Consider the following 23959-nt stretch of genomic DNA (forward strand, 5'->3'; position numbering starts at 1 on the left):
TTTGGACATAGATCGCGTATCGATCTCTCAACCTGCAGCGTTGCATGGGCGCGCGCGATTGCCTCTTTTGTTGCCACAATCTGGTCGACTCGCTGTTGCGTGAAGACCACTTGAGTGCGAACGCGATCGAAGCAGAGCGGGAACGGCAGGTGGTGGATTGGTACCACCGTCCAATTTTTTACCCATCCGACCCTGCCTGACCGAGATAATATCCCGTGACGTCCGATCGCCCAGCTGCTTGCCGAGTGCGAGTGCTCCGGCTTCACGAGTGGGACTCGCCAAAGAGAACCAGCGAACAGGTCAGCTCCTCGAGCAAGCGCGCGGTGACGTCGCTGACGGCCAAACCCCCTGCCGTCCGCCGTCTCAGAGAGCGCAAAATTACCAAGTCGAACGACCGCGCCGCCGCAATGATTGCCTCGGCAATGTTGTCGTGGGCGAGCGTCACGATTTCCGCTGCAACCTGCGGTCCGCCTGCGGCCAACAAGCCTTTGAGATCGCGCTCGAAGCCAGCCATTTGCGCCGGCAGCATGCGTCGATCGGCCACGTGGAGGAAGGTCACTGAGGACTGATGTGTATCGGCAAATAACTGTGCGAACCGCACTACGAGCCGTGCTTGCACCGTGAAGTTTTTGATCGGTACCAGAATCCGCTGCAGGCGAACTGGCTCGTCTAGCAAGCGCGTAACTGCCACCGGACAATGCGACGCCCAAAACACGTTATCGATCAGATTGCCGAACAACCGCGCCCGCAGCCCGACAGCCGTGTCGCTCCATCCCATTACGACCAAGCTAGCCTGTTGTTCGCGCGCCGCACGGCTGATGCCCTCAGCAATGTCGTCGTCAATACGCAACACCGATGTAACCTCGACTCCGAACTCCTGTCCCAAATCCTCCGCCCTTGCCAAGAGGCGATCGCCGCGGATGAGGGTGTCATTTAACTGCGGTTCGTCCATATGCACGTGGGCTTGCGCGATCGTGAGGGCAACGACCCGCCCGCTTTCGTGGCGGGCGAGGAGCGATGCCATTTCGATCAAATACCGCTCCGTCAGTGGATTGCTGACCGGGACGACCACGGAGAACGTAGGGGTTGCCAGCTGCTCGTCGCTGCGATTGAGTTCCCGCTCTACCCGCTCCCACCAGGGGATGGAATCGTCAGTATCAATCTCATCTTCGGGGTCAACTAACGGTAGCTGTCTGGCGAAACGTTCGGTCAGCAGCGGTCCGACCAGGGACGTGACCAACATCAGTACGAGGATCGCGTTAAACACCTGCGAGTCGATCAATCCTGCCTGCAGTCCTGCGAGCGCGGCTGCGAGTGTTGCCGCCACCTGAGGGAGCGATAGCGACCACATTGTTAGCGTTTCCACCCAGCTGTAGCGATAGAGCAGCTTCGCGATCGCCGCTGCCACCAGCTTGGCTCCAAAGACACCGCCAACAATCGCCAGCGTCAGCCAGAGAGCAGAGTCTAGCGTCTCGATAAACACATCGACATCAAGCAACAAACCCATACCAACGAAAAAGAACGGGATGAATAGCGTACTGCCTACAAACTCGATTTTTTCCTCGACCGGACTGCGATCGACGACGTCATTCACCGCCAAACCGGCAAGGAACGCGCCGACGATCTTGTCCACGTCCAGTAACTGCGCGCCGACTGCTGACAGGAATACCGCTAGCAAAACAAACAAAAACTGATTGCCCTGCTCGTCGCCCGTTCGCCGAAAAAACTCCTTTCCCGCCCAATCGATGCCAAATAGGACGGCAATCACGTAGAGGGCTAGACCGCTTAGCTGACCGCTTAGGCTCACGGCGGAAAACTCGCCGGCATGAACGGTTACGCAAATCGCCAATACTAGTAATGCGGCGATATCGGTAAAAATGGTTGCTCCGATCGTTACCGTAATGGCTTCATTCCGCGTGACACCCAAACGCGTGACGATCGGATAAGCCAGTAGCGTGTGGGAAGCTATCAACGAGCCGATGAGCACTGACGCAGTCCACCCAAACCCAAAGCCGCGCCCGACGGCAATGCCAACCAACATCGGGACCAAAAATGTGGTCAAGCCGAACCCGAAGGAGCGCCACTTCTTTTTGCGAAACTCTGATAAGTCGATTTCCAAACCCGCCACGAACATCAGATAGATCTTTCCAATGTCCGATAACAGCGCGATCGTCTCGGCTTGGGGGTCGAGCAGGCGCAATCCGCCAGGACCTAAGATGACCCCTGCAACCAATAACCCGACCAACCCCGGAAGGCGCAGGCGCTCGAACAAAGGCGGAATGGTCAAGCTGACCAGCAGCAGGATCGTGAAGGCAATCAGCGGACTGTCCGGAACGGCACTGAGCAGTCGGTCGAGAGTCATGGGCGTCCGCGCCAGGTTATGTCTAGGGTCGGCTTCCAGCGTACAGTAGCAACGACATCCAGTTGTTGTAATTGCCGCGTTCGGAGCGATTGCGGCACAAATTCGCTCCTGGTGATGTCGGAACCTTCAAGGTAGCCATACCCTTACACTCATCGCAGACGCGTTACGGTTAAGTCGCGCAACAGTTAAGGTCATGCAGACAAGCAGTCTAATCGGGCTCTTCTTGACGATCGCAGGACTGGTGGCGACCTCTGCGTTGGCAGAGGCAAACGCTGTTCCCGACGCGCAGCAAGTCGCTCAGAGCCGCAAGCTTGATAGCAACGCAATTGGCATCCACAGCATCGAACTCAACCGGGCGAAAAACCTTGCGCGGCAAGCTGCAGAGCGATTCAATGGGGGCTTAAGCAATTACCGCGCCGAACCCGTCATGCACGGCGATCCCCTAACAGCGTCCTTCCTTGTCGGCGACGATCGCCAAGCGGTTACCTTTACGTTCCGCGGTTACCGCCCGCGCCAAGACGGGGCAATTAAGTACGTTTTTGAGAGTGTCGTGCGCGTGGATTTGCCCTCGGGCGAAACGGACATGCTCTACAACGGGCCCATCCGCGACGACGCTTCTTGAAACAGCTCTCGCTTACCCGGCCCCTGCATTTGGCAGTAGCGGAAAGAAATGCCCGACCGGACCGTTACCCCTGCCGATGTCGAGGGCGTGTTTTAGGGCTGTCGTAACATAAGATTTTGCCGCCCGGACTGCTGTCAGGGGCTCATAACCGCGCGCGAAGTTGGCCGCGATCGCAGCCGACAGCGTACAGCCAGTACCGTGGTTGTTGCGCGTCGGTACGACTGGAGCTTGCAAGACCTCAAAGCGATCGCCATCGAACCATACGTCGGTGCCCCGGAGCGCGCCAGGCATACCTCCGCCTTTGACCAGCACCGCCCGCGGACCGAAAGCGTGGATGAGCTTGGCCGCTTGCTGCATGTCACCCAGGGTTTTCAACTCCATACCACACAGCAATTGTGCTTCGTACCGATTGGGCGTCACCACCGCGGCCAGCGGCACAAGGAGATCGCGCAGACAGGCGATCGCATCATCGGCCAGCAGCTGATGGCCCGCCCGTGAAACCATGACCGGATCGACCACCAGCGGTGCGATCGCCCATTGCTCCACCTGGGTAACAACGGTTGCGATGATGTCGCGATTCAGCAACATGCCGGTTTTCGCTGCTTGCACGCCAATATCTTCGACAATTGCCACAACCTGCGCTGCTACTGCTGCAGGTGGGAGCGCGTCCACCCGCGTGACGCCCAGAGTATTTTGCGCGGTCGTGCAAGTCAACACACTCGTTCCGTGAACGCAGTGGAATGCGAATGTTCGCAGGTCTGCTTGAATGCCCGCACCACCGCCACTGTCGGATCCTGCGATTGTGAGAGCTACTTCAACCACTCGTGCTTCCTATTGCCGGCCGGGCCGACGCCGGCGCAAGAAATCTGGAATGTCCAATTCCCCTTTTGACGGAGCGTCCCGAACGCTTGGTCTAGGAGTTGGCGCGGCAGCTGACTGAGACCTTTGCGTTTCGGAGGTTGATCGTGCGGTCTGCCGAGCAGCATCACCGTCTCCTGCAGCACCGGCAAACCCCGTCGCGATCGCCGTGATCCGAACCTCTCCCTGCAGTTTGTCGTCGAGCACCGCGCCGAAGATGATATTCGCCTCCGGATCGACTGCATCGTAGACAATTTCTGCCGCCGCATTGACTTCGTGCAAAGTCAAGTCACTGCCGCCTGTGATGTTGAATACAACACCTTGAGCTCCCGAGATCGACGACTCCAGCAAGGGGGATGCAATTGCTGCTTGAGCAGCATCCACAGCACGCGACTTCCCGGAACCGATACCGATGCCCATCAACGCCGACCCGGCATCAGCCATTATCGAGCGCACGTCAGCAAAATCGACATTGATCAAACCCGGAATCGTGATAATGTCAGAAATACCTTGAACGCCCTGACGCAGTACGTCATCTGCCAGTCGGAAAGCCTCCTGCAACGGAGTGGGCTCCGAGGCTACGACTAACAGCTTGTCGTTCGGGATGGCGATGAGGGTATCGACTCGCGTCTGTAACTCGCGAACGCCGTCTTCAGCTTGCCGGGCGCGACGCCGGCCCTCGAATGAAAACGGGCGCGTTACCACGCCAACCGTCAGGCAGCCCAATTCTTTGGCAATTTCGGCTACCACGGACGCACCGCCCGTACCGGTCCCCCCACCCATTCCTGCTGTAATAAACGCCAAGTCGGTATCCTGGAGGGCTGCTGCAATCTCATCACGCGACTCCTCTGCAGCCTTGTGGCCGATAGACGGATTGCCACCCGCTCCCAATCCGCGTGTAAGCTTCTGCCCAACCTGCAATCTATTCGTTGCAAGGGTGTTACTCAACGCCTGCGCGTCGGTATTTATCGTCCAATATTCAATGCCTCCAACTTGACTGGCAACCATGCGGTTGACGGCGTTACATCCCCCGCCCCCGACGCCGATCACCTTGATTCTAGCCATGTTTCCCGGCACGATCGCGCTGCTCCCATTGCTTCCGTGCAATTGTGTAACCCGGTCCCCGACACTTACAAGTCCACCCATTCCCGAGAATAGGCTATCCGACTGAGCGTCGAGATCGGAAACCGATTCTGCACTATACCCGATCTGATTCAGGCACGTCTCAATTCGCCCGGATTTGCTGTCATCAGTATTCATGGTTTGAGGAAGGAGTATTTTCTAGGCGGTGCAATATATTCGGAACTCCCCCGAGGAATGGAAACGTCGGAGTCATAACCTAGTACTTGCCGGACCGAACCTCGAACCAGTCGAGTCAGAACGTTTGCTATCCCGCTGGGAACGAGCGCAAACAGCACCAAGTTTTCCGACGGGCTAAATGCAGTCAATTCATGATAACTGTCAGAACCATAATATGTAATATCGATCTAGATTCCGAATTATAGCGGCTGAGGAACTGGTTCGGGCACTCAATCATGAGAAGACTGTGGGCAGAACCCAGGCAGTAATGATGAATTTGCTAGGATAGAATTAAAATCATCCTTTCCTCTAAATGCCTCAATGTCCTTCCTGCCAAGCTCAACACACGGTCAAGAATGGTCGTATTCACACAGGCAAACAACGCTTTCTCTGTAAGCAGTGTGGCTACCAGTTTGTCGAGAACCCAACCCATAAGATCATTGATGCCGATACCCGCGCACTCATCGATCGCCTGCTGCTGGAGCGCATTCCCAGAGCTGGAATTGCCCGCGCCGTGCAGGTTTCCGAGCAATGGCTTCAGGATTACGTTAATGTCAAAGCGGCTCAGACCAAGCACATGGCAGAAGTCCAGCCCAAACAAAAGCGCCCAGAAAAGCCAATGTAATGAACCGCGGTAGTTTGTTGACGGCAAAGGCAACAAACCGGCGGGGCTAGCAGTCACTCGATGTCCAAACCCCAGACATCATCGCCGACTACGCCTGTTCGCGAGGTCGCTAGAGCATTGAAGCACTCCTGGATTCATTGCCCCCCAGTCTCTCCACAGTGTGCCGACTTATACACCGAGGACTGGGAGGCCGACCGAGGCGTACTGCCCTCGAAATGCCATCGATTGCTACCAAGCAGAGTGGAAAGAACAGCGACATCGAACGCGACAACTGAACCCTTGCATCAGTCGCTCTCAAGGTTTGTGCGATGGAGTTAAGCCTTTACGACGTGCCCGTTAAATCACATTCACTTGTTGTGAAATGTCACTCACTGCTGCCACACATCATTACCTTTTTAGTACCACCTAACCGTGTATCGCGAATACCACCACAACAAATGTCCGGATTCTCCCTTCCGGCAGGATATTAAGAATCCTTAAGAAAACCTTGAGATTCAACCGTGTCGAGCCGCAAAGGGCTACTCGGTCGCCTCAGCTGCTGTGGGTTCAAAGGCAATTGCTGGAGTGTCCGGATCGCGCAGGTCGATGTATGAAATTTGGGAGACATCGACGCGCTCGGGCAAATTTCGCAGCCGGGAGAGGGCAATTAGTTGGGCAGGGAAGCGGCGGCCGTAGGGTCCACAATGAGCGATGCCTAGTTCGGTATGAACGATCAAATTGCTTGGGTCGCGCCAGTCGATCGAGCGAACGGCAATCGGGGATTCCTGAAGTTGGTGGTATAGCTTTTTCCACTCTTGACGGTAGTGTTCGCCGTAGCCGATCGCGCTCAAGGCCATCGCGTCGCGCTCGCGGTCGGGATCGGTATAACTGCTTTGGGGCATCCAAATGCCCGTTGCATCCAGAAATCCCGGAACGGCAGCTGGTGTTTGAGTGGTATCAGCTTGCTCGGGAGAGACGGGTTGCGTCATGGCAACAGGTGGGCGCTCGCGGACGGTCACGGTCACGCGGGGGGGGAGCAACCGGCGTTCCACTGTGGCTTCGGCAACGGGAGCGGTGGTGGCGAGAGCCCGCTCGAGATTTTGCGGCTCGACCTGCCACAGCGACTGTTCGGCAGCAGCAGCAAGGCGTTCGCGAATGGTATCGGCAGTCAACCTGCGGTTGCCCTCCACGACAACCTCGACCCGGTCGAAGCGCCAGCGCGGGAGCGTTAGCCCCCAGCACAGCCCCCAGACAAGCCCACAGCCTAGTGCCAATCGCCAAAAATTTTGGAGCACGAGCTGCTGTCGCTGTCGCCGACGCTGCTGCCGGCGATCGCGAACTGCTGGTAAAGAAACATAAACGTTCATAGACCGAGGGGTGCGCGAGTTCAATTTATGTGACCGATCTCACGGTGCGACAGTTGCCGCCAGCGTCAACTAAGCCTAAACAAAACCGAAGATACAAAAGACGATTGAGAAAAGCAAACTCCAGGTTTTGCTCGAGAACCAGCAGTATTGGCTAGAACCTTCACCGTCGCAAGCGCCTGCGGTGCTTGCGGACGCGCGATTTCCAGTTTGTCTGTGCTAACGTTGGTGGCATAAACGTTCCGTGCCTGTCGAACGCCTCCCTCAAAACTTTTTTGTTACACTTCCCGAACTTATGGTGCTCCCTAAACGCGGATTAGTTCTCGGCGCAACTGCAGCAATGCTGACGACCGTAGCGATCACTGGTGCCGGGTTGCAGCTTTCCCAAAGCCAAGCCTTCTTTAGCGAAAGTCCTAAAGAATTGGTCGATGAAGTGTGGCAAATTATCAACCGACAGTACCTTGATGCCACCTTTAATCAGGTCGACTGGCGCGCGGTGCGTAACGAATATTTAGATATGTCTTACGACAGTAAAGAAGATGCCTACGATGCTATCCAAGAAATGCTGGATAAGCTCGAGGATCCTTATACGCGTTTTCTTAAGCCCGAGGAATTTGAAACCCTGCAAATTGACACCTCAGGAGAGCTACTAGGAATAGGTATTCAGATTGCTCTTGATGAAGAAACAGGGGACATCACGGTTGTCGCTCCAATTGAGGATACCCCGGCATTTGAGGCTGGATTGCTGGCTAAAGACACGATCGTGGAGATCGACGGTCAAAGCACTGAAGGCATGGAAATCAACGATGCTGTCAGCCTGATTCGCGGAAAACCAGGAACATCGGTCGGGATTGTTATCCGCCGTGGCACGCGCGAGCTAGAGTTTGAAATCGAGCGCGCCCGCATCGAGATTCACCCCGTCCGCGCCCGGATCGAGCCGACGGAAAGTGGCAACATCGGGTACATTCGCCTGACGCAATTCAGTGCCAATGCCGTCGATGAAATGCGCGAGGCGATCCAAGACTTCGAAAAGCAAGATGTTGCGGGTTACGTGCTCGATTTGCGCTCTAACCCCGGTGGCTTGCTCTACTCCAGCATCGAGATCGCGCGCATGTGGCTTGAAGAGGGCACGATCGTCTCGACGGTCGATCGCCGAGGTGAGGTCGATCGCCAGCGAGCAAATTACCGCTCGTTAACCGACGCGCCATTGGTCATTCTGATCGATGGCGGCTCGGCCAGTGCCAGCGAGATCCTTTCAGGTGCACTACAGGATAACGATCGCGCTTCGTTGGTTGGCACTCAAACCTTTGGGAAAGGTCTGGTGCAGTCGGTGCGCAGCCTTGGCGACGGCTCGGGCTTGACCGTAACGATCGCCAAGTACCTCACGCCTTCCGGTCGCGACATTAACGAAGAGGGCATCGAACCAGATTCGATCGTCGAGCTCGAAGATAGCCAGCGCGAAGCCCTGCAGCAGGACCGCTCGCAAATTGGTACTCTGAAAGACCCTCAGTTCGTTGAAGCACTGGACATTCTGCTCGAGACCATTGCCAGTGCGGATAGCGCTCCCGGTGATGCGTAAAGCATTGACGCCGAGGCGATTTCTATGTCTTGCTTTCCGCCGCGCAAATTATTCACATATGACGGGCGATCGCTTCCGGCAAGCTTTAGGGCGGACTCGCGATCGGGTTCGATCGTGAGGATCGTGCCTAGTAGGTCGGGTCGAGGAATTAGTGAGGGAGGCCGGATGTCAGGTGTGGTATCAGCCGCCCGAATCGCCGGACGCGAACAAAATCGAGCGTTCTTGGTTGTAGTTAATAGTCACTTATGGAAATGCTGGCAGGAGTTTGGGACGTTACGGGAGGCAAAGGATCGCGCTCTTCGCATGCTGTCCTAGTCTGAGTGGCTGTTGATTTACCCATTCATCGCTTGAAACAGCTTGATGTTGCTGCTTCGCTCGTTGCGGCGATGCGGCACGCCTGCGACAAAATGTCGGCGCGCCTCAACACTTTACAATGATGACAATTCGCGCGGGTAGAGCGACGATAGGGGCTCAAGCGTGCATCCAGGAGCAACTACATCATGGTTCAGCGTCGAATCATCCTCGGCATTGTCGGCGACAGCGCAGCTGGCAAGACCACACTCACCCGCGGGATTGCACAGATTCTTGGTGAAGATCGCGTCACGGTCATTTGCACGGACGACTACCATCGATACAACCGCAAGCAGCGGGCAGAATTAGGGATCACCGCCCTCGATCCCGGTTGCAACTACCTCGACATCATGCAGCAGCACCTGACCCAGTTGCGCACGGGGCAGCCAATTCTCAAGCCGATTTACAACCACAACACCGGGGATTTCGACCCGCCCGAGTACATTAAGCCCTGCCAATTCGTGATCGTCGAGGGTTTACTCGGTTACTCTACGCGCGGGGCTCGCGATGCTTACGACGTGAAGGTATACCTCGCACCGCCGGAAGAGCTGCGTCGCAAGTGGAAGATCAAGCGCGACATGCGCAAGCGCGGATACACAGAAGATCAAGTCGTCGCTGCCTTGGATAAGCGCGAGCCCGACTCCGAGCAGTTTATTCGCCCGCAGCGTCAGTGGGCGGATTTGGTCGTCTCGTTCTATCCACCGCAAGCGCGTTCGGAAGAAACCGGCGGTCACCTGAACGTCCGTTTAGTATTGCGCCCGACGATCCAGCACCCCGACCTTGTGAGCCTCTTCGACATCGAGAGCAGCAGCCATGCCGCCCCGGACTCCTCTATGCGACTGGGCTTAGACCGCGACATGGGCAAGCCTGTGGATGTGTTGGAGATCGACGGCGATGCGACCCGGGAAGAGGTGTTGCGTATGGAGCACACCTTGTGCTCGGAGGTTCCAGATTTAGCTAGCGTTTGCAGTATCGATAGTAGTGAAGTCGACATCGGGCAAGTGGTCGGGACGACGGGGGAAACCTTGCAAAGCTATCCGCTCGCTCTGACGCAGCTGCTGATTACCTACCACATGCTGAAAGCGTCATCGCTTTTTCAGTAGCGCTTGCAGTCACACTCCGATCTCAAACCACCCTTCAAGATGTGCCCCGAAACTACCGATCGCCATCGAGTTTGTGGCAGTACACAAAAAAGGTAATGATGCGTCGTGGTGGAGGGTACTTCGATGAATTCGCTTAAGAACCGAAGGTCGTTACGGCATATGGGCATTTCAGCCGCCGGTACGCCACAATCCGGCAATTTTTCGAGGTTCACTGGTAATTGAAATTCCATAACACGCCAATGCGACCGAACAGATACTTTTGAAAAGCGAAACTTCGCCGCATAAACCGCAAGCTGCTGCGACGCAGGGTACAGTTGAGACGCTCAATGTCGTTGGTCTTGCCTTTCTCCTTGGTGACAACCTGGAGGCGTTTTAAATTTAAATGCAGTATGCCCCGATCGGCTTCACAGCCATCGGTGGAGAAGACGGCAACTGTCGATAGACCGGGGTGGATGCGCTCAGAGGGCTTCAGCACGCTCGCCACCTCGCAAACCCACGCGGGCAGCTAGTAATTTCTCGGGTTTGGACATCAAGCGCCAGCCAGACCCACGACTTGTTGGCTTTGCGGTCAACAAACGACGACGAATCGTCACATTGCTCTTTCAGAGCCCTTTTGTTTGGACTTGACTCGGGCTGCGCGCTCGGTCAGAGCCGCTTTAACATCGATCTAATCCTGAGGCCATTGCTCGGTAACCTTCACGGCGTGGGCAATGCCAGGCGTGGAAATTCGCTCCAGTAGCAGGCGATCGACGAGTGAGCGGGTATCGGCATCAATGATATTGTAAGTTGGGTTCTCGACAACTGGTAGCCACAATGCTCGCAGAGAAAGCGTTGTTTGCCCGAGTGAATACGACCCTTCTTGACCGTGTTTTGAGCTTGACAGGTAGGATACTAAGGCATGGAGAGAAAGGGATGATTTTCGGGACACCCTAGCAAATCCATCATTACTGCCTGGTTCTACCCGTTATCGAAAGCGCAGGTTGCTGAAGATAGGGATAGTGGATAGAACCCCACATAAATGCCGCCAGCACTAAAGCCCTGCTCGGTGAAATGAGCGATCGCAGAAAAGACAGAGCCCTATATTTTGGGGCTTGCAATGTTCCCCGCCTATTCAAACCCCGCTATATTGTCCGTTTCATCAGACCTCCCCACTCAGCCCATGAAACCGAGATTTATCCGGAGAACCATCCTGCCGTTTTGCTTTGCGATCGCCTGGTGCCTTGTTCTGTTTTCCAGCAACTTTGATAGCAAAGGCTCGACAGCTCTCTCCATGGCTTATGTCCATGCCGACGATCGCCCCATTGCCACCGCAATCGCCCAGGTCCCCCCGGCGGTCCCCGTCCGCACCGAAACCGTCCAATATGCCACCGTTAACGGTAAATCAGTTTCTGGCTTCCTTGCCCGTCCTGAAGCGGTTACCGGACCACTGCCTGGGATTATTGCCATCCACGAGTGGTGGGGGTTGAACGATAACATCCGCGCGATCGCCAGCCGCTTGGCTGGAGAAGGTTACGCCGTGCTGGCGGTGGACCTCTACAACGGCGAGAGCGCCGAGACACCAGATGGAGCTCGCGCTCTCAGTAGTAGCGTGCAAGATAACCCAGACTCCGCTCGCGACAACTTGCGGCAGGCTTACGCTTATCTCGAGGGCAGCGGCTCGCTGACGGTCGGAACGGTCGGTTGGTGTTTCGGCGGCGCTTGGTCCTTACAAACGGCACTTATGTTTCCGGACCGTGTTGATGCAACGGTTATTTATTATGGTCGCTTGGTGACCGATGCTGACGCGCTTGTACCGCTGCAGATGCCGATTCTCGGTTTGTTCGGCGAACTCGACCAGGGCATTCCACCCAGCACCGTTCGCGAATTTGAAGCAGCCTTGCAGGCAGCCGGCAAAGACGCCCAGATCGTCATTTACGAGAATGCCGGTCACGCCTTTGCCAACCCGTCGGGCACGCGCTACCAACGCGAGGCTGCTGAAGATGCGTGGGAGCGCACCACGACCTTCTTTGCCGAGCATCTAAAGTAGACTCAGCTCGTTCGACCAAGTTCGGTTCCGATAACTGCAAGGTTTGCCGCAGGCAAGCGCTTCGCGGTTTCGCTTTGGGCAAACGGATACGGACATCTCGATGAATTTGCCCAAAACCGCAGGTCGCCACTGCATCAAGGCTATTACAGGCGCCTGTACGCCACAATCCCGCAATTATTCGAGGTGCCCGTACCCTTTTTTGTGCCAAAACCGTACCAGGGGTTCAGCGAACTGAATGAAGTGCTTGAAACTAGCTCGCCGTTCTCATAGCAAATATGCACAATGCCTACGACAGATAAGGTAAACAATCCCGGGAAGGAAAGGGTCCCGATCTGCCATCTGTTGCAGCACCTTCTAGAGTTGGTATCAACAAGCCAAGTCGAGCCTCGCATATTGGAAAATTGGAGCTGAGATTCCCAGTATGCGTTTTGCCCTACGCTTCCATTCAGACCAGTACCACTTTGGGCGAGACGATCGCGCGATCGCCCGGTATCTGCACGATAGCTACGCCGAGAAACATACCGGACATGTTGTATACGCGTACGGGTGTTTCCGCTGCAATGTTGGGTGGTGAGATCGCGACCTCTAGGGGTATATGCTGTCCCTGACACCAACGTTTTGACGTTCCCGCGGGGAAGGTAACGGCCGGTAAGTGCCCGATCGCGGCATCGGGCGCGAGCAGCCCCAGTGTTTGCCGCTCGACCCGCGCGGCCAGCTCATCGAGTGTCAGGCTATCCTGCAAGCAAAGTCCGCAGCTTTGAGTACGTACCAACTGCGCGAGCGTGCCGCCAATGCCCAAAGCCGCCCCCAGATCGCGCGCGATCGCGCGAATGTAAGTGCCCGGTCCGCAGGCAATCTCGAGCTCGAGTTCCGGGAAGTCGCCGGGATGCCATTTAAGCACGTCGATACGGCTGACAACCACCGTCCGGCTCGGCACGTCTGCCACCTCACCCGCGCGCGCCAGCTCGTAAAGGCGCTTGCCGCCGCACTGGATGGCACTGAACTGTGGGGGCACCTGCTCGATCGCGCCGCTGAAGCGCTCCAGGAGCGGGAGGACCTGCTGCAAGCTCAATTCCGGTAGGGGTTGCATCGCGAGGACTTCGCCCTCAAGGTCGTCCGTGTTCGTCTGGATGCCAAACCTTACGCGCGCGCGGTAAACCTTAGCGTCGGGCAAAAACTGCAGCAGTCGTGTTGCCCGACCCGCTGCGATCGGCAACACGCCCGTTGCCGCTGGGTCGAGCGTGCCTCCATGCCCGACACGTTTAACCTGCAAAATACGTCGCACTTTCGCCACGCAATCGTGTGAGGTGAGCCCTTCCGGCTTATGCAAATTCAAGAAACCCAGCACTTAAAGAAACCCGGCACGCACGCGCCCGATGTCAACAAACACCCACCATCAATAACAAACCTGTCCGTATCCGACAAGCGCTGCAAGCGTCTAAAGAAGCCACCAGCGATCGAGCTCGAGGGCGGACGACCTATTGTTCCGTATGATGGCTGTGCCCCAGCGAATTTTCTCGGTCGACGGCTCGATGGTGTCGATCGCGCTGCATCCGGCATGCTTCTCGTGCCATCGTCTCCAGTGCTGTCAATCGCTGTTCGATACCTGTAAGCCGCTCGTGACACAACGGCAACCCTAGGTAGGTTTCTAAGGCCGCGATCGCAATATCCGATTTCGATTGCCCGGAAGCGCGCGCGCGCGCGGCAAGTGCTGCTTCGAGTTCGGGTGGAATTCGCACGCCGAGAAAGGGATTGGGCATACCGCTGAACGCTGACAGCAGCGCGGCTTCCAAAGATTAGAGTCGATGATATCAGTCACTCACAACTCAAATCGAGCTTGTAACGGGAATGACTTGAAACTAAACTATAAAAAAATACTTGCTCGCTTCTGCATTAAAAAACATTACGAACCCGTAGTCGTAGGCGCCATTTTCTGCATTTGAAGTGCGGTTGCCACCCCCCAAAAAACCGAGGAGGGTGCGGGGATCGCGAGGCAAGAGCGGTATGTTATCATACTGATAACATTTTTACAACCATGTGTCTTGGCTGCATGTGGATACGGTTTGCGGCTTTTTTTTGACTGTTTTCGATGCTGGATCGGGGGGTATTGATTGCGATCGCTCTAGTTTTTTTAGGGGCGTGAGTTCCTCTGGCTGTCTGTTTGTATCGATATGTTGCGAGCGTAGATTTTGCTCGATTGATAGCAAAGAAGCAATTCAATGTAGCGATTAGAACGGCACTCTAGCCGAAATTGAAAGACCTCTTGAGAAACGACAGATTGCTTGAAACCGATTCGGCTTCAGTCCGACCCAGATTCAGACCGACAGAAGTAGGAGCAGCGGGAAACGTGGATATCAAAAAAAAGATCCTCGTGGTGGATGACGAAGTTGCCGTACGCCGCATCCTGAAGACACGCTTGACGATGGTTGGCTACGAGGTCGTGACAGCTGCCGATGGCGAGGAAGCCTTGGAGGTGTTTGCTTCCGAGCAGCCGGACTTGATCGTGTTGGATGTCATGATGCCTCGTCGCGATGGGTACTTCACTTGTCAAGAGCTGCGGAAGTCTTCGGACGTGCCGATCATCATGCTGACTGCACTCGGTGACGTTGCCGATCGCATCAGCGGATTGCAGCTTGGGGCAGACGATTATCTCGTCAAGCCTTTTTCCCCCAAAGAACTTGAAGCCCGCATCCGCACGGTGCTGCGGCGATTCAAGCGCGAGGATGTGCCACGCGCGGTTCCCACCGGCACGGTCCACGTCGGACGGTTGGTGCTCGATACCAACAAGCGCAGTGCATTGCTCGACGACCAGCCGGTACGCCTTACGGGCCGCGAGTACAATTTGCTGCGGCTGCTAGTGTCTAATTCCGGGCGATCGCTGTCGCGAGCGGAGATTTTACAGTCCGTCTGGGGCTACGAGCCACGGCGTCATAGCGATTTGCGCGTGGTAGACGTTCACGTATCGCGCCTGCGCGGAAAAATTGAAGAAGACCCCAAGCATCCCGAGCTGATCATCACCGATCGCGGCACGGGTTATTTGTTTCAACGCATTGCATCGGTTCCAGAGCCTGCCCGTGCGTAAAGGTGCAAGCAGCACTTTCAGCCGGCTCCCTAAGCGTCTGTGCTGTCAACACTATCGCTAGCGCTCCCGCAGACGCGGCGCGAGTTCGACGAAGTTACAGGGTCGGTGGTTGGAGTCGAGCTGGTCTTTGACGATCTTTTCCCATCCGGTGCGACAGGCACCCGACGAGCCCGGCAAGCAGAACACGTAGGTGCCGTTGGCAACTCCCGCGATCGCGCGCGATTGTACGGTTGAGGTGCCGATTTCCTGGAAGGACAACAACCGGAACACTTCCCCGAAGCCCGGAATAGTTTTGTCGAGAAGCGGCGCGATCGCCTCGGGGGTGCAGTCGCGGCCGGTGACGCCCGTGCCGCCCGCGGTCAGGATGACCTGCACGGTTTCATCGGCGATCCAGGCCGAGACAATGGCACGGATTTGGTAGATGTCGTCAGGGGCGATCGCTTTGGCGCTCAGATGGTGACCGGCAGCCTGCAGTAACTCTACGAGCAAGCGCCCGGATTTATCGGTAGCGTCCGTGCGCGTGTCCGATACCGTTAACACGGCAATGCGAACCGAGACGGGGGATGGTGAAGGCGGGGTTGCGGTCATGTGCTTCGCGATGGGATGCGGTGATTCTCGGGGTGGGTGAGTCTTAGTGCAGTTGCCCTCGACGTTGGCACGCGCGCCGCCTTGGGGGTGGCGATTGCGTGCGAGTTGGTGCTCTCGGGCAAGCTGGCAATCGGGCAAGCTGGCAACTGCTTCGGGCAGAATGTGAACAATACTAAATGAAGCAGATGACGCGCAGATCGAGAGGAGCAGCCGTGGTGGAGTCGCGATACAATCCGGCCGAAATTGAGCCTAAGTGGCAGCAGGAGTGGGACGCCCGCGGGTTGAACCGTACCAGCGAAGATACCGCCAAGCCCAAGTTCTACGCCCTCTCTATGTTCCCCTACCCGTCTGGGAACTTGCACATGGGTCACGTGCGCGTTTACACGTTCGTCGACGCGATCGCCCGCTCCAAGCGCATGCAAGGCTACCGCGTGCTCAACCCGATGGGCTGGGATGCCTTCGGTCTGCCGGCTGAAAATGCCGCGATCGCGCGCGGCGTCCACCCGGCTCAGTGGACTTATGCCAACATCGCGCAGATGAAGCAGCAATTGCAGCAGCTCGGCATCTCCTTCGATTGGGAGCGCGAAGTTGCCACCTGCTCGCCCGAGTACTATCGCTGGACACAGTGGATCTTCCTGCAGTTTTTCCAGGAAGGCTTGGCTTACCAGAAAGAAGCCGCCGTGAACTGGGACCCGATCGATCGAACCGTCCTCGCCAACGAACAAGTCGATAGCGATGGGCGATCGTGGCGCAGCGGCGCGAAGGTCGAGCGTAAGAACTTACGACAGTGGTTCCTTAAAATCACCGACTACGCCGACCAACTTCTCGACGACCTGGAGCAGCTCCCCGGCTGGCCCGATCGCGTCAAGACCATGCAGGCAAACTGGATCGGCCGCTCCATCGGTGCGTACCTGGAGTTTCCGATCGTCGGTCGCGATGACACGATTGGCGTATTCACCACCCGCCCCGACACGGTCTATGGTGTCAGCTACGTCGTACTCGCCCCGGAACACCCACTGACGCTGCAGGTGACGACGAGCGATCGCCGTGCCGCCGTAGAGGCATTCATCAAAGAGGTCTCCGAGGAAAGCGAGATCGATCGGATGGCTGAAGATAGACCCAAGCGCGGCATTCCCACCGGCGGCGAAGCCATCAATCCGTTCACCGGTGAAGCGATTCCGATCTGGATTGCCGACTACGTCCTTTACGAATACGGAACCGGCGCGGTTATGGGCGTTCCCGCCCACGACGAACGCGACTTCCAGTTCGCGCAGCAGAACGCCTTACCGATTTGTATCGTCGTCGTACCGCCCGACGCCGAAGGTATCCAGCCCCTAGAATTCGCCTACACTGCACCGGGCAAACTCGTCAACTCCGGGCAGTTCGACGGGTTGCCCACAGCTGAGGCTAAACGCGCGATCGTCGACTACGCTGCGGAAAAGGGCTGCGGGAAAGTGCGCGTACAGTATCGCTTGCGGGATTGGTTGATCTCGCGCCAGCGCTACTGGGGCGTTCCGATTCCGGTTATCCACTGCCCGAGCTGCGGGTGCGTCCCCGTCCCTGAAGCCGACTTACCCGTCACCCTGCCCGAAGACGTGGAATTCAGCGGTCGCGGACCGTCGCCCTTGGTTAAGAATACCGATTGGGTTGATGTACCGTGCCCGTCCTGCGGGGAACCCGCCCGTCGCGAAACCGACACGATGGACACCTTTTTGGATTCGTCTTGGTACTACCTGCGCTACGTCGACGCCCATAACGACGATCGCATCTTCGACCCGGAGAAAATCGACGACTGGATGCCGGTGGATCAATACGTTGGCGGTGTCGAGCATGCAATTTTGCACCTGCTCTACTCGCGTTTCCTGACGAAGGTGCTGCGCGATCGCGCTCTGTTGAAAGCGGGCGAGCCTTTCCTGCGTTTGCTGACACAGGGCATGGTCCAGGGGTTGACCTATCGCAACCCGAAAACCAACGAGTACATACCGTCCCCGCGAGTGGACCCCAATGACCCGAAGGACCCGAACACGGGCGAGCCGCTGTCGGTGTTCTACGAGAAGATGTCCAAGTCGAAGCTTAACGGCGTCGATCCGCTGGCGGTGATCGCGACTCATGGTGCGGATACGGCGCGGCTGTTCGTACTGTTCAAAGCGCCGCCAGAAAAAGATCTCGAATGGGACGATGCCGACGTTGAAGGGCAACACCGCTTCCTCAATCGCGTCTGGCGCTTGGTGACGGCACATGCTTCCACCGCAGGCAAAGGCGCCTTCGAACCACCGACCGACAGCCGTCAGCTTGCCAAGCCCGAGAAAGAGTTACGGCGCGCGGTCCATACGGCGATCGCGGCCGTCACGGACGATCTCTCCGGCGAATATCAGTTCAACACGGCGATTGCGGAGCTGATGAAGCTCTGCAATGCGCTATCCGATGCCGACTGCACCACCTCGCCCGTCTATGCAGAAGGCATTGACGTTTTGTTGCGGTTACTCGCCCCCTTTGCGCCCCACGTTGCCGACGAATTGTGGCAACAACTCGGTCGCTCTGGCTCGGTCCACGAACAGTCCTGGCCGCAACACGACCCCGAAGCACTCGTTGCCGACGAAATCGAAATCGTCATCCAAATCATGGGCAAGAAACGCGGCACGATTTTAGTCCCGGCCAGTGCGAGCAAGGCCGACATCGAAGCCCGCGCCCTTGCCTGCGATGCTGCTCAACGCTACATCGCAGGCAAGCAGATCCGCAAAACCATCGTCGTCCCCGGCAAACTCGTTAACTTCGTTGTAGGCTGAGCGGCTCCAACCCCAACTACCATCCGACCCCAACTGCTAGCAGAGCCTGAGGCGTAGATACTGACTGAGGTACGGCTCAGCTGCCGCTAGGCGATCGCGGCAAGTACTCGGCGATCGCCGTTAAGCCAGACAGTGTTAGCGCTTGCGCGTTGCATAGGGTTGCCCTTCTCCAAGCGCAAACGTACTATCGTGAACGAGTAAGTGCCTGCGTTGCCCGACGCGATCGCCCGTTCGAAATGTCTGCAACAACTATCAAACTTCTGAAGACACCAACCCAAGCTGCTTGGGTGGAACAGGCGCTGGCCAACCTCGACACCGTTCTGCTCGACCATTCCCATTGCGAGCGCAAGGCAGCGGGGGTTGCAGTCAATTTGATGTTCCGCTACCCGTCCAACGCGCCGCTTGTCCGCCAACTGACGGCGATCGCCCAAGAAGAACTAGCGCACTTCGAGCAAGTCAATCAGTGGTTGGACCGCCGGGGGATTCCGCTCGCACCCTTGAAAGCTGCACCGTACGGCGCGCGGCTTTCAGGACAAATTCGCCGCCACGAACCCGAGCGCTTGCTGGATTCTCTACTCGTCGCAGCGTTGATCGAAGCGCGATCGCACGAACGCCTAGGTTTGCTCGGCGACCATTGCCCCGAACCGGAGCTAGCGGCTTTCTTCCGCAGCTTGCGTGCCTCTGAAGCTCGTCACTACGGCATTTACTGGTTGCTTGCCGATCGCGAGTGCGATCGCCTGGCCCTGTGGCACCGCCTGGACGAACTGGCTGCAGTTGAGGCCGACATCCTAGACACGCTGCACCCCGAACCGCGCGTCCACAGTTGATCCGCAGTTTTAGTCCGTAGTTAAAGTGTGTTTGAAATTCGCTTGCAACCGGTCGGACCCCGACCGATCCAGGAGCTATTCAGCGATATCGCAAGGCGATCGGTCGCCATCTTGCCTGGCTCGACTACTCCACAGAAGTAGCAACCAGCAACACGACGGCGTAGGCGGCAATGCCTTCTTCCAGACCGACGGGACCGAGGCGTTCGTTGGTAGTGGCTTTGATGCTGACGCGATCGGGTCCGATATCGAGCGCGGCCGCCAGGCGATCGCGCATGGCTTTGAGGTGCGGCTTGAGCTTGGGGCGTTCGGCCACAACAGTGGAATCGAGGTTGCCCACTTGCCAGCCTTGGGCTCCGACAAGCGTATTGACTTCTTTGAGTAATTCGATGCTGTCGGCTCCGGCCCATTTGGGATCGCTGGGCGGGAAGTAGTGACCGATGTCGCCGAGGGCGAGGGCACCGAGCATAGCATCCATGATGGCGTGGGTCAGGGAGTCGGCATCGCTGTGACCGAGCAAACCGCGATCGTGCGGAATCTCGACGCCGCCGAGAACCAAGCGCCGGTCGACTGCGAGGCGGTGGATATCGTAGCCGTTACCGATGCGGACGTTCATGGCCGTTGGGGAAAGAGTGCTGCTCTACACGCTAACATCCGCCGCGGCCGGGATTTCGACCCGGCCGCATCGGCTCGGACCAACCGGAGAACGAACTTACGTGCCGATCGCCAGTTCGGTTGGATTGCTCGGATCGCTCGCGTTACCGATAGCAATGGGCCCGGTCGTCGCGGGTGTGTCGAGTTCCGCGAAGGCTGCTGTCCGGCGACTGGCAATTGGCATCCGCCAGCCCGTCCCGAAGGCGCGATCGGTCACTTTCAGGCCGGGCGGTGCTTGCCGGCGCTTGAATTCGGAGCGCAAGACCAACTTCACGACTTTGCGCACGACCTCTGGATCGTAACCGGCCGCAACGATTTGCCCGGCCGATTCGTGCAGGTGAATGAGGCGGTGGAGAATGTCGTCCAACACGTCATATGAAGGCAGCGAATCGGAGTCGAGCTGACCGGGTCGCAGTTCGGCACTCGGCGGCTTGCGAATGACCTCGGCGGGGATAAGCTCGCGATCGCGATTGAGCCAGCAACAGAGCGCATACACTTGGGTTTTCGGTAGGTCGGCAATAACCGCCAAACCGCCATTCATGTCGCCGTAGAGGGTGCAGTACCCGACAGCCATTTCCGATTTGTTGCCCGTTGAAAGCAACAGCCGGTTGAACTTATTCGCGATCGCCATCAGCAGATTGCCGCGAATCCGCGACTGAATGTTCTCTTCCGCAACGCCAAACTCGGTGCCGGCAAACAGCGGTTCGAGGACGCGATCGTAGGCGTCCATGGCGTCCGCGATCGGCAGTGTCGTGCAGTCGATGCCCAGATTCGCCACCAGCGCTTGCGCGTCGGCAATCGAACCTTCCGAACTATACGGCGAAGGCATCAGGACGCCGAGCACGTTCTCCGGTCCGAGCGCGGCCGTCGCGATCGCCGCTACCAACGACGAGTCGATGCCGCCGCTGAGTCCGATTGTGGCTTGGTTAAACCCGCACTTGCGTGCGTAATCTCGCGTCCCCAACACCAATGCTTGCCAGAACTCGGCTTCGCGACAGTCTGGCAGCGCCGCAACCGTTCCGGGAGTTAAATCGCAGCAGGCGCGGTCGTAATCGACCGTCAACAAATCGGTATCGAACGCCCGCGCGCGGAGGACGGTCGTGCCCGACCGATCGCAGGCGAAACTCCCGCCGTCGAAGATCAAATCGTCATTACCGCCGACTTGGTTGACGTAAACGATCGGTTGTTGAAACCGACGCGCGCTGTGGGCGAGCATCGACTCGCGTAACGGTTGCTTGCCGACGCTGTAGGGCGAAGCCGATAGATTCACGACCAGATCGACGCCGAGTTCGCTTAGTTCGGCGATCGGATTGGTGCGATAGCTGCGCTTGCCCCAGAACTCTTCGTCGTTCCACAAATCCTCGCAAACCGTCACGCCAATCCGGAGCGAGCCGCGATCGTCGTCGCTCAGTTCGAAGTAGTTGCTGTGCTGTCCGGCAGCAAAGTAGCGATGTTCGTCGAACACGTCGTACGTCGGTAGCAAGCGTTTGTGAAAGATCTGCTGTACGCAACCGTTCCCGAGCAGTGCAATGCTATTGAACAGAGGCTTTTCGCCGGCATTATCCGCCTGGGGATTGGGCGTTGCCGTGCCGACTAAAACGGCGAGCGCGGGTGGGAGCGATCGCGCCAGGGTTGCCAGTTGTGCTGCCATCGCCGGTGCGAGCCCCGGATCGAGCAGTAAATCGCGCGGTGGGTAGCCGCAGAGTGATAGCTCGGGAGTCAGGAGCAAGTTCGCGCCTTCCCGATCGGCCGCTGCGGCGGCAGCTAGAATCCGTTCGCTATTACCTGCAAGGTCGCCGATAGTCGGGTTCAGTTGCGCGATCGCGATTCTCATAAGCCTTGAGTAGGAAGCTGTGAGTGGTTGGATAAGCCGATAGCGAGCATCGAATCGACCCCGAAAGTGCCGATGTAGGGAAATCGATTGCGTGGAAATTTAGCTGGCGAGAAGCGTTCGATCGGACAAACACGATCGACACAAATTCGTTCAAACAAAAACCAGTGGTTTATTTCTCAGCGGTGCAAATGCTTGCGCATCGAATTGATACAAACTAGCAGGGCGACCGGCACCGCGCGAAACTTTTACCCCCGTATCGCTGAGGAAACCCAGTTTGAGCAGCCTTGCTCGGAAGTTGGAGTAGTCGGAAAACTGGTCGCCGAGCACGGTGGTATAGAACTGATAGAGTTCGCCGAGTGTAAAAGTCCGGGGCAGCACCTCAAACGCGATCGGGCTGTATTCAAGCTTGTTGCGCAAGCGGTTGCAGCCGTAGTCGAGGATTTGTTGGTGGTCGAAGGCTAGTTTGGGCAGGCTGGCGATCGCGTGCCAGGTTGCCGAACTCGTCCCGTTGGCGACCAACTCGGCTGCTTCGTACCGAACGAGGGCAAAGTAGCTGACCGATAAGTAGCGCACCCCGAATTGCCCCGGTGCCTCGCGCGGGTCGCGGCCGGGGTTGCCGAAGGTGTACAACTGTTCGAGGTAGAGATTGTCGACGCGAATCTGTGACGCCAGGATGCGTCGAGCAGCAGCTTCGAGGGATTCACCTTGCCGCACCAACGTGCCCGGTAAACTCCACCAATTGGTGTAGGGGTCGTGGGGGCGTCTGACCAACAGCACCAGCAAGCGGTGCCGTTGCGTATCCACTGAGAAAATAACGTTGTCTACTCCAACCTTAAAGTCGGCAAGTGCGGGGGTCATTGCGGTCGCGTCGCGTCCTGTCATGCGTATAACTGATAGCGATCGATGTATTTTTGCACCGGCAGCGGGATTGCATCTGCAGCGCGTTGCTCCCGGTAGGCGGTTGAAGACACAGCCGGCGCGGTGAGATCGGCAATGTCCCAAACCGCTCCGAGTTGGCTCAAACGTTTTAAATCTTCTACTTGTAGGGGATAGCCCGGACGCGGCACGATCGCCAGCTCGACAGCTTGCAACAAGTCGCGCGCGGCATACCATCGTGGCATCTGCGGCACTAAGTCCGAACCGACAACAAAGGTCAAATGCGCCCCTGCGCCCCAAATTTTGCGGGCCGCGCATACCGTCACCCAGCTGCGCGAGCTACTCAACTCCTTACACAGCCTCATGTTGGCAGCAGGACAGTTCAAGTCGGCGATCGTCAGGCGCAGCATTTCCATGCGATGGGCGAGGGCAGTCTGATGCGACTTGAACGGGTTGTCCGATGCCCACACCGCCACGCAGTCAAAGCGATCGCTCAGCCACGCCAAGATCGCTTTATGTCCCTCGGTGGGCGGGTCGGCGCTCGTGCCGAACAGGGCTACCCATGTGGTTGGCGCGGCTGCCCGCACGTCCGCGATCGCTGCTGCAAGCGAGCGACCTTCAGCAGCGGCCAGCGCGCGCAGAGCGTCCAGCGTGCGTTCGGCGATCGCCGGGTTGCTTGCATAGCTGCTGTCCGGACTGCCGACGTCTGCATGGCTGCCGCTCGGGAAGAGCAGCGCCGGGCGCTCGCGATCTGCAGGCGGTGAGGGTGCGGACTCGAACGCCCGCACGCGCGGGTTCGGATGCGGTTGTTGTCGCCAACCGCAAGTGCGGACGTAAGCGATCGCGTCACGGACGTCAAGCTCGTGCGGAACGGGATCGCACAGTTCCGTTGCGCGCACGGATAACCTTCCAGTCTTTTGCTTGGCAAGATGCGGTTTCATGTGCGGGACCTGCCTCTAGCGAAACGATCGCCGACCCGATTGCAAAGGCGGACTGCCGTTAGAACGTCAGTCCGCCCCGCCATTGCGACTAGATTAAAGGAGAGGGCGCGGGACGTCCATCGGCAACAGGGCGGACTACTGTTTGATTGACTTTGCAGGTGACACTGCGCAGACGGTGATGGCGTCACCGCCAATTGTGCCGCCAT

Annotated in this window: 21 protein-coding genes and 1 pseudogene; 8 read left to right on the forward strand and 14 right to left on the reverse strand. The window is 57.6% G+C overall.

What is annotated here, in order from left to right:
- Positions 1-262: 262 nt before the first annotated feature.
- Entirely contained in the window at positions 263-2362 is a 2100-nt protein-coding gene (locus KR51_RS01810) for a cation:proton antiporter (protein WP_022604244.1), read from the reverse strand.
- 193 nt (positions 2363-2555) lie between these two features.
- On the opposite strand from KR51_RS01810, the gene KR51_RS01815 reads away from it, so the two are divergent.
- Positions 2556-2984 carry a hypothetical protein gene (locus tag KR51_RS01815; RefSeq protein ID WP_022604246.1) on the forward strand — a complete coding sequence of 143 codons (429 nt, stop codon included), beginning with the start codon at positions 2556-2558 and terminating at the stop codon, positions 2982-2984.
- A 12-nt stretch (positions 2985-2996) separates the two neighbouring features.
- Here the strand turns inward: KR51_RS01815 and thiD are convergent, their stop codons facing one another.
- The 4 genes and pseudogenes from thiD to KR51_RS01835 form a co-directional block, all read right to left on the reverse strand.
- Entirely contained in the window at positions 2997-3806 is an 810-nt protein-coding gene (gene thiD, locus KR51_RS01820; RefSeq protein ID WP_022604247.1) for a bifunctional hydroxymethylpyrimidine kinase/phosphomethylpyrimidine kinase, read from the reverse strand.
- Positions 3807-3815: 9 nt separating this feature from the next.
- Positions 3816-4931, reverse strand: a pseudogene (ftsZ, locus tag KR51_RS01825) (cell division protein FtsZ); the annotation flags it as partial.
- A gap of 490 nt (positions 4932-5421) precedes the next feature.
- The gene (locus tag KR51_RS21405) at positions 5422-5823 is read right to left on the reverse strand and encodes a hypothetical protein (protein ID WP_232214499.1); all 402 of its coding nucleotides are present in this window, start codon (positions 5821-5823) and stop codon (positions 5422-5424) included.
- A 461-nt stretch (positions 5824-6284) separates the two neighbouring features.
- Complete coding sequence (locus KR51_RS01835) at positions 6285-7112, reverse strand: cell division protein FtsQ/DivIB (RefSeq protein ID WP_022604250.1); 828 nt, start codon at positions 7110-7112, stop codon at positions 6285-6287.
- Positions 7113-7404: 292 nt separating this feature from the next.
- Between KR51_RS01835 and ctpC the strand changes: the two genes are divergently transcribed.
- Together ctpC and KR51_RS01845 are read left to right on the forward strand one after the other, a co-directional pair.
- Positions 7405-8688 (forward strand): carboxyl-terminal processing protease CtpC, encoded by a 1284-nt coding sequence (gene ctpC, locus KR51_RS01840; RefSeq protein WP_022604252.1) that lies wholly within the window; start codon positions 7405-7407, stop codon positions 8686-8688.
- A 500-nt stretch (positions 8689-9188) separates the two neighbouring features.
- Complete coding sequence (locus KR51_RS01845) at positions 9189-10142, forward strand: phosphoribulokinase (RefSeq protein WP_022604256.1); 954 nt, start codon at positions 9189-9191, stop codon at positions 10140-10142.
- Positions 10143-10350: 208 nt separating this feature from the next.
- On the opposite strand, the gene KR51_RS18600 is transcribed toward KR51_RS01845, so the two are convergent.
- On the reverse strand, positions 10351-10617 hold the full coding sequence (locus KR51_RS18600) for a hypothetical protein (RefSeq protein WP_156914916.1): 267 nt from the start codon (positions 10615-10617) through the stop codon (positions 10351-10353).
- Between the two features lie 192 nt (positions 10618-10809).
- Positions 10810-10956 (reverse strand): hypothetical protein, encoded by a 147-nt coding sequence (locus tag KR51_RS20465; protein WP_232214500.1) that lies wholly within the window; start codon positions 10954-10956, stop codon positions 10810-10812.
- A 345-nt stretch (positions 10957-11301) separates the two neighbouring features.
- On the opposite strand from KR51_RS20465, the gene KR51_RS01860 reads away from it, so the two are divergent.
- Entirely contained in the window at positions 11302-12168 is an 867-nt protein-coding gene (locus KR51_RS01860; RefSeq protein ID WP_051358024.1) for a dienelactone hydrolase family protein, read from the forward strand.
- 445 nt (positions 12169-12613) lie between these two features.
- Here KR51_RS01860 and truB read toward each other — a convergent pair whose 3' ends face one another.
- Both truB and KR51_RS17920 read right to left on the reverse strand, forming a co-directional pair.
- Positions 12614-13516: a tRNA pseudouridine(55) synthase TruB gene (gene truB, locus KR51_RS01865; RefSeq protein ID WP_022604258.1), complete on the reverse strand. Its 903-nt coding sequence runs from the start codon at positions 13514-13516 to the stop codon at positions 12614-12616.
- A 130-nt stretch (positions 13517-13646) separates the two neighbouring features.
- The gene (locus tag KR51_RS17920) at positions 13647-13928 is read right to left on the reverse strand and encodes a ribbon-helix-helix protein, CopG family (protein WP_022604259.1); all 282 of its coding nucleotides are present in this window, start codon (positions 13926-13928) and stop codon (positions 13647-13649) included.
- 587 nt (positions 13929-14515) lie between these two features.
- Between KR51_RS17920 and rpaB the strand changes: the two genes are divergently transcribed.
- Positions 14516-15250 (forward strand): response regulator transcription factor RpaB, encoded by a 735-nt coding sequence (rpaB, locus tag KR51_RS01875; protein ID WP_022604260.1) that lies wholly within the window; start codon positions 14516-14518, stop codon positions 15248-15250.
- 57 nt (positions 15251-15307) lie between these two features.
- Here the strand turns inward: rpaB and moaB are convergent, their stop codons facing one another.
- The gene (moaB, locus tag KR51_RS01880; protein WP_022604261.1) at positions 15308-15838 is read right to left on the reverse strand and encodes a molybdenum cofactor biosynthesis protein B; all 531 of its coding nucleotides are present in this window, start codon (positions 15836-15838) and stop codon (positions 15308-15310) included.
- A gap of 36 nt (positions 15839-15874) precedes the next feature.
- Here moaB and KR51_RS19085 point away from each other — a divergent pair, with 36 nt between their 5' ends.
- The 3 genes from KR51_RS19085 to miaE all read left to right on the forward strand — a co-directional run bounded on the left by KR51_RS19085 (position 15875) and on the right by miaE (position 19451).
- Entirely contained in the window at positions 15875-16018 is a 144-nt protein-coding gene (locus KR51_RS19085; RefSeq protein WP_156914917.1) for a hypothetical protein, read from the forward strand.
- Between the two features lie 35 nt (positions 16019-16053).
- A complete protein-coding gene (leuS, locus tag KR51_RS01885; RefSeq protein WP_040654799.1) occupies positions 16054-18624 on the forward strand; it encodes a leucine--tRNA ligase in 2571 nt (856 codons plus the stop codon).
- A 236-nt stretch (positions 18625-18860) separates the two neighbouring features.
- On the forward strand, positions 18861-19451 hold the full coding sequence (miaE, locus tag KR51_RS01890; RefSeq protein ID WP_022604263.1) for a tRNA-(ms[2]io[6]A)-hydroxylase: 591 nt from the start codon (positions 18861-18863) through the stop codon (positions 19449-19451).
- Positions 19452-19575: 124 nt separating this feature from the next.
- Here miaE and ispF read toward each other — a convergent pair whose 3' ends face one another.
- From ispF to KR51_RS20470, 4 genes are all read right to left on the reverse strand, one after another.
- Positions 19576-20064 carry a 2-C-methyl-D-erythritol 2,4-cyclodiphosphate synthase gene (gene ispF, locus KR51_RS01895; RefSeq protein ID WP_022604264.1) on the reverse strand — a complete coding sequence of 163 codons (489 nt, stop codon included), beginning with the start codon at positions 20062-20064 and terminating at the stop codon, positions 19576-19578.
- Positions 20065-20160: 96 nt separating this feature from the next.
- Positions 20161-21936, reverse strand: coding sequence for an NAD+ synthase (locus KR51_RS01900; protein ID WP_022604265.1), 1776 nt, complete (start codon positions 21934-21936; stop codon positions 20161-20163).
- Positions 21937-22086: 150 nt separating this feature from the next.
- Positions 22087-22818, reverse strand: a complete 732-nt coding sequence (locus tag KR51_RS01905) for an NUDIX hydrolase (RefSeq protein ID WP_022604266.1) — start codon at positions 22816-22818, stop codon at positions 22087-22089.
- Positions 22815-23399, reverse strand: coding sequence for a nicotinate-nucleotide adenylyltransferase (locus KR51_RS20470; protein ID WP_022604268.1), 585 nt, complete (start codon positions 23397-23399; stop codon positions 22815-22817). The genes KR51_RS01905 and KR51_RS20470 overlap by 4 nt, the downstream gene beginning before the upstream one ends.
- Positions 23400-23959: the final 560 nt, after the last annotated feature.

This window comes from Rubidibacter lacunae KORDI 51-2, assembly GCF_000473895.1.
Lineage (GTDB): Bacteria > Cyanobacteriota > Cyanobacteriia > Cyanobacteriales > Rubidibacteraceae > Rubidibacter > Rubidibacter lacunae.